This is a genomic window from Asaia sp. SF2.1 (assembly GCF_000505765.1).
In the GTDB taxonomy this organism is placed as follows: Bacteria; Pseudomonadota; Alphaproteobacteria; order Acetobacterales; family Acetobacteraceae; genus Asaia; species Asaia bogorensis.
The window spans coordinates 42,729-48,521 of the sequence record NZ_AYXS01000034.1 but is presented as its reverse complement, the minus strand read 5'-3'; the positions used below and the strand labels follow the sequence as shown (position 1 = coordinate 48,521).

At 59.2% G+C, this 5,793-nt stretch carries 5 protein-coding genes and 1 pseudogene; 3 read left to right on the top strand and 3 right to left on the bottom strand.

The window, feature by feature from the left end; translation table 11 throughout:
• From P792_RS38925 to P792_RS31455, 3 genes are all read left to right on the top strand, one after another.
• Positions 1–396, top strand: a 396-nt coding sequence (locus tag P792_RS38925; RefSeq protein ID WP_035440316.1) for a gluconate 2-dehydrogenase subunit 3 family protein, incomplete at its 5' end; no start/stop codon positions are given.
• A gap of 27 nt (positions 397–423) precedes the next feature.
• The gene (locus P792_RS31460) at positions 424–2,202 is read left to right on the top strand and encodes a GMC family oxidoreductase (protein ID WP_023979333.1); all 1,779 of its coding nucleotides are present in this window, start codon (positions 424–426) and stop codon (positions 2,200–2,202) included.
• A complete protein-coding gene (locus P792_RS31455) occupies positions 2,202–3,533 on the top strand; it encodes a cytochrome c (RefSeq protein ID WP_023979332.1) in 1,332 nt (443 codons plus the stop codon). The genes P792_RS31460 and P792_RS31455 overlap by 1 nt, the downstream gene beginning before the upstream one ends.
• A gap of 42 nt (positions 3,534–3,575) precedes the next feature.
• Here P792_RS31455 and P792_RS31450 read toward each other — a convergent pair whose 3' ends face one another.
• From P792_RS31450 to P792_RS31440, 3 genes and pseudogenes are all read right to left on the bottom strand, one after another.
• Positions 3,576–4,832 carry a hypothetical protein gene (locus P792_RS31450; RefSeq protein ID WP_023979331.1) on the bottom strand — a complete coding sequence of 419 codons (1,257 nt, stop codon included), beginning with the start codon at positions 4,830–4,832 and terminating at the stop codon, positions 3,576–3,578.
• On the bottom strand, positions 4,832–5,491 hold the full coding sequence (locus P792_RS31445; protein WP_023979330.1) for a hypothetical protein: 660 nt from the start codon (positions 5,489–5,491) through the stop codon (positions 4,832–4,834). Before P792_RS31445 ends, P792_RS31450 begins: the two co-directional genes overlap by 1 nt.
• A pseudogene (locus tag P792_RS31440) lies at positions 5,491–5,793 on the bottom strand (hypothetical protein); the annotation flags it as partial. The gene P792_RS31445 and the pseudogene P792_RS31440, both read right to left, overlap by 1 nt.

The window sequence follows — 5,793 nt, the reverse complement described above, 5'->3', positions numbered from 1 at the left end:
TTTCAGGATGGCCCCGCCAATCTGGGCTACCAGCTTCCTTTGGCGCCTTGTGATCTCTATCGACAAGGTATCGAAGCGGCCAATCACTACGCGAACGCAGAGCGTGGCAAGGATTTTGCTGACCTGACGCAGGATATCCAGATTGAGCTTCTGAGCGCGTTCGAAGGTGGCGCGGTCCATTTCCCCGCCTTCAATGCCCGTCTGTTTTTCGAGCAGCTGCGCCGCAACACGCTCGAAGGCGCTTTTGCCGACCCGATCCATGGTGGCAATCGTCATATGCAAGGCTGGATGTTGCTGGGCTTCCCCGGCTCGCGCGCCGACTTCATGGACTGGGTCAATCAGGAAGGGGCGGCCTACCCCTTCGGCCCCGTATCAATCGACGGCCAGAAGGCCTGACCCCGTTTATTACCGAGTATCAGACGCATGACTTCAAAACGGACTGACGTTGTCATCATTGGGGCCGGCTGGGCAGGCGCCATCCTTGCCAAGGAAATGCGCGAGGCGGGGCGAAACGTCGTCATGCTTGAGCGCGGACCCGAACGTAAAACCGCCGATGAAGGAACATATCCCGGCTCCATCGACGAATTGCGCGGGGCCATTCGCCACCGCCTGTTCCAGAACCCGGCCAAGACGACCGTCACCATTCGCAATACCATCAACCAGACAGCCCTGCCCTACAGGCAGTTGGCCGCATTCCTTCCAGGTGAAGGCGTCGGCGGTGCCGGTCTGCACTGGTCTGGTGTGCATTTTCGCGCTGCCCCGGATGACCTTCGACTCAAAAGCCACGTCATCGAGCGCTATGGCGCAAAATTCATCCCGGAAACGATGAATCTGCAGGATTACGGCGTCACCTACGAGGAACTGGAACCATTTTTCGACAAGGCGGAAAAGGTTTTCGGCACTTCAGGTGAAGCTTATAAAATCAACGGGCAGATTGTCGGAGAGGGAAACGTTTTCGCCCCGTCACGCAGCGACAACTTCCCACTGCCTGCGATGCAGGATGTCTACACCGCCAGCCTGTTCCGAAAGGCAAGTGCAGAGGCTGGCTATCATCCCTATTCCCTGCCAGCCGCAAATGCCTCGAAACAATATACGAATACCTACGGCCTTCAGATGGGGCCATGCAATTTCTGCGGTTACTGTAGCGGTTATGATTGCTACATGTATTCCAAGGCATCACCTAATATCAATATCCTGCCCGCGCTCCGCAACGATCCCGAATTTACCTTGATTACCGATGCTCATGTGCTGAGGGTCAATCTTGACAGCGATCGCCGCAAGGCGACCGGCGTGACCTATCTCGACCAACGTGAAAACCACGAGAAAACCATCGAGGCGGAACTGGTCATTCTCGCAGCCTTCCAGTTCCATAATGTCCACCTCATGCTTCTTTCCGGCATCGGCAAACCCTATGACCCGGTCAGTAATACCGGCGTGGTAGGACGTAATTTCGTTTATCAGACCATCACAACGTCCCGGGCATGGCTTTCTGAAAATCAGTACACCAACCAGTTTGTCGGGGCAGGCGGCGCAGGCGTCGCCATAGACGATTTCAACAGCGATAATTTCGATCACGGCCCGCTGGGCTTCATCGGCGGGTCACCCATCTGGGTCAACCAGGCCGGTGTCAAACCGATCGCCGCCGCGATGACAGGCGGGGGGAAATCTGCCCCGCGCTGGGGAGCCGGCTACAAGGCGGGGCTTGTCGACACCTACAGGCATTCGATGGCCATGGACGCACATGGCAGCAACATGGCCTATCGCGACGTCTATCTTGATCTGGATCCGACCTGGAAAGACAGTTACGGCCAGCCACTTCTGCGCATGACCTTCACGTGGAAGGAAAACGACATCCGCATGAACCAGTATGTCGTAGGCAAGATCGAACCGATCATGAAAGCCCTTGGGGCCAGACGCTACGAGTTGGGCAGGCTCGAACATGGGGAGGCCTTCGATACACGACGCTATCAGACCACCCATCTGGGCGGAGGGGCGGTTATGGGTACAAGCCCGCAGGACAGCGCCCTGAACCGCTATCTGCAGAGCTGGGACGTCTCGAACGTTTTTGTCATCGGCTCCAACGCCTTTCCCCAAGGCATGGGTTACAACCCGACGGGTACCGTCGCGGCTCTGGCTTACTGGGCGGCGTATCATATCCGCACCCAATATCTGTCGCAGCCCGGCCCACTGGTCTCGCTATGATGAAGCGCCTGTCTCTCCTGCTCGCCACGGGCTTTACTCTCATCGGCACACTCGCGGTCCCGCCGATGGGTCATGCCCAGACTACCAATCACCGCGGCCTGATCGATCAGGGACGTTACGTGGCCGAGGCGGCCGATTGCTCGGCCTGTCACACCCACGACCCTTCCGCCCCCTATGCGGGAGGCAATCCTTTCGTCCTGCCAATCGGCACGCTCTATGCGCCCAACATTACACCCGACGCGCAGCATGGGATCGGCGCCTATACTGAAGCCGACTTCACCAGAGCCCTCCGTCAGGGCATCGGCAGAAACGGCAAACCCCTTTATCCGGCCATGCCGTTCCCGTCCTACGCGCGCATGACCGATGCCGATATCCATGCGCTGTGGATCTATTTCCGCGAAGGCATCGCCCCACTCGCCAAAGCCCCGCCAGCGAACACCATACCCTGGCCTCTCTCGATGCGCTGGCCCATGACGCTATGGCGCTGGGCCTTTGCGCCCACGCCCAAAGCGGCCATGGCCAATGCCAACCGCTCCTTCGCCTCCGCTGAGATCGCGCGTGGTGCGTATCTGGTGGAGGGTCCTGGCCATTGCGGGGCGTGCCACACCCCCCGTGCCCTGACCATGCAGGAAAAATCGCTCTCCAGTGACCAGGGCGCCACCTATCTGGCAGGCGGCGGCGGCGTCGATGGTTGGACACCGGTCAATCTTCGACAGGACGATAGAACAGGCTTGGGGCGATGGAGTGAGGATGACATTGTCACCTTCCTTGCCACTGGTCGCAACCAGCATGGATCGGCATTCGGTGGCATGAGCGAGGCCATCGTGCATGGCACACAACATCTGAGCGATGCCGATCTTCACGCCATTGCACGCTATCTCAAGACCGAACTCCCAGCGCGCAAGAAAGAGGCGCCATGGCGGGCCGACGTGACCGTGGCCAATGCGCTGCATGAGGGGCATCTGCCAGATCATGGCGCACAGGTCTATGTCGATCGGTGCGCCGCCTGTCATCGGACCGATGGACATGGCTACGCACCAGCCTTCCCGCCCCTGGCAGGTAACCCTACCCTTATGGACAAGGATCCGGGATCGCTCATTCTGATCGTCCTGCGTGGCGCAAGCGTACCCGCCACAGCCAAGGCGCAATCATCACTGACCATGCCGGGATTTAGTCACGTTCTGACCGATCAGGATATTGCCGATGTCGTGACATTCATACGCCATAGTTGGGGCAACATGGGTAGCGCCGTCTCGGCAGACGATGTCCGCTCTTTCCGAGCCCACAACGCCGAGTGGATCAACAACACCGCGTCCAATCCACTGAACTGATATGCCGACGCTCGAAATGCTCGGAAAACATTTGCGACGACATCAATACAGAAACCTGTAAATCAGACAGCCCTGAAAGCCTCGCCCACCGGCGGTCACCTCTCCCGCCTGGCGGGCCATATAAGCGCCTCCGCCACCTGCCCCGTATTTGGTGGCAGTCAGCCCGAGCAACGCCCCTGCCTTGCCACCACCGCCCCATGGTCCATCGGCACCGTTCCCGGCGAAAACCAGATTGCCGAACTGCCCGTCACTGCCAGCGCCACCATTCTGGTTCCACAGAATCCCGCCAGCAGCACCGCCGCCGCTACCGCCGCAGGAATTCCGTGCGGCCGAAAAATATCCAGCCGCTCCCCCATCGGCAGAAAGAAGAGGCTGGCCGCCATAGGTCACGTAGCTCGGCCCACCTTTCTGATCCGGACCGCCACCCAGACCGATCGTGACCGACAATGTGCTGTCGCGCGCCGGATCAAGCGCATAGATCCCCCATGCATCGCCCCCGGCACCACCACCCGCTCCCGAAAAAGCCCCGGCATCAGGAGAGATAACACTGCAAGACGCACCGCCGCCGCCCGCGCCAATAAGCCGCAGCTCAACCTGTTTCGCCCAGTCCGGAATGGTCAGAAGACCGCTCGTCGCGCAAACAGCGTAAGGCTGACTCACCTGCTGGGCAAAATCCATCGTCGCAAACTGGGTTAGATGCGGCATGAACGCTGCCCCCGGCTGTGCCACAACCCCCGACAGGGTTTGTGCGCCAGCAGGAATTGTCACCTCATAGAGGGGCACAACCACAGCATCGGCGACGGCTGGCGGATCGGAAGCCATGACAAACGCGATGCGCCCCGTCCTGCGCGTAGGCAGCGCCTTACCGCGGTTATCAGGCCCCGCCATGGTCTGGTCCGGCTGATCGGCATTATAGAAAGGCAGAACATCCGGACTGTCATCCTGCTCGCTGCAGATCGCAAAGAGCGTTAACGTAGCACCAGTCAAAGAAACAGGAATGTGCTGGACTTCGTCGTTATAAAACAGGCTCGGAACAATCGCGGGCGCCGCTGCGAGCCCCGCAGAAACACTCCCGATATGAGAGCCATCCAGCGCATAGGGCGCAATGATCGTTCCCGGCCCGACAGAGACCGACAGATCCGATAACGAGACCACACAAGCAAGACCCGATGCCATGACCGTCTGGCTACCCAGCAGGATCTCCGCAAGTCGTCCCACACCTTCCTTCACATAGCGGCCAAGACGCAGGAGATCCGTATCAAAGGGCACGGCGCCTGAATAGATGATTGGACGATCCATTAAGCTTCCATCCTTACCCATGCGATCACACCGCACGCCTTTACCGCCTTGATTGCGGCGTACAGTTCGAATTGCTGAACCGGCAGTTTCGGAAAAACCTCAATGACAAACTGACCACCATGTCGCGCCCCATACCGACTGCGTACAGCGCCATAGCCACCCAGATGACACCATGCACCGCAATCACGCACTGTCCCCGTTTCGATGATCCGAGGGGCTGCACCAGAGATTTGACGCACAGTCTCTGACACCGCCTGTCGCGTGTTGCGTGGCGCTACCAGATCTGCAGCAATGCGTCGGCGCAGATGGCTGTCCTTTTCCAGGGGCAGGCGTGCAGTTCTTCCGGATTCGAAATAATCGATGAGCGCCATATCCAGAAAAGCACCACTCGTCGTCCCAAGGCGTGTCTGGGCTCGCACAACCCCCATCAGCTGCCATATATAGGCCAATACCGCTCCGAACCCGGTCAGAAGCGCCTGCAACACCGGCGCTTCTTCCAACTCATCGCCCCGATAGGCTGGAAACCATCCCTGCGGTAGCAGAAGGCGCATACGGCGAGCGAAATCGCGCGCCGTACCAGGCGCTATGCCCGTGTCATACAAAAGCTTCCGGTCAGTTGCCTGAAGCCCATCCAGATCCCGGTCTCGCAGAAGAGCCATCAGCCACCCACCTGCTCAACCGTGAATAGCGGAACGCGATAATCCGTCCCGTTCACATTCAGATGCAAAAAACCACCCTCTGCCTTCGCAGGAACCGCGGCTCCCGGGCTGGCAACGGGCGATGACATCTGTATTTCTCCACCCGCAGCTGGGTAAAGGCCGAGATTGGGCGATCCGCTATCACCCTTCTGCACATATAGTCCCGCAGCACCGAGGCCACTGCCGGCCTGTATATTGAGCGTATTGGTGGGAGACAGATTGGGCGACACCGAGAAGAGCAGTTGCCCCGCCATATTGGTCAC

Coding starts and splice junctions, on each gene's coding strand:
- P792_RS31460 (WP_023979333.1), top strand. CDS start 424: ATGACTTCAAAACGGACTGACGTTGTCATCATTGGGGCCGGCTGGGCA.
- P792_RS31455 (WP_023979332.1), top strand. CDS start 2,202: ATGAAGCGCCTGTCTCTCCTGCTCGCCACGGGCTTTACTCTCATCGGC.
- P792_RS31450 (WP_023979331.1), bottom strand. CDS start 4,832: ATGGATCGTCCAATCATCTATTCAGGCGCCGTGCCCTTTGATACGGAT.
- P792_RS31445 (WP_023979330.1), bottom strand. CDS start 5,491: ATGGCTCTTCTGCGAGACCGGGATCTGGATGGGCTTCAGGCAACTGAC.